We start from the raw sequence: 206 nt of genomic DNA, 5'->3' as shown, positions 1-206 counted from the left end.
TGATAAGCTTTTTCCCCTGCTCCTCTAACTTGTATTGGAGAAAGGTGGTGAACATGCCCCAGCCATTATCATGGACACCTTTGCCAAAATGGAAGGCTTGAGACATCCCTTTCATGTTGAGGTCTTCGATAACCACGCAGTCATACCGTTTCGCTAATTTGTGTGATTCCTTGTGTAGAAAGTCTTTTCGTTGGTTCGCAATTCTT

1 protein-coding gene is annotated in these 206 nt (G+C 43.7%); it reads right to left on the bottom strand.

Going from position 1 to position 206, the window contains the following annotated elements; genetic code table 11:
- The coding region (locus tag TEPIDINF_RS15200) for an IS200/IS605 family accessory protein TnpB-related protein (protein WP_421692420.1) at positions 1–206 on the bottom strand (206 nt) is incomplete at both ends.

Origin of the sequence: Tepidibacillus infernus, from assembly GCF_048898065.1 — a bacterium.
Classification (GTDB): Bacteria; Bacillota; Bacilli; order Tepidibacillales; family Tepidibacillaceae; genus Tepidibacillus_B; species Tepidibacillus_B infernus.
The sequence above is the reverse complement of the archived record's forward strand: the minus strand, read 5'-3'. Positions and strand labels throughout refer to the sequence as shown.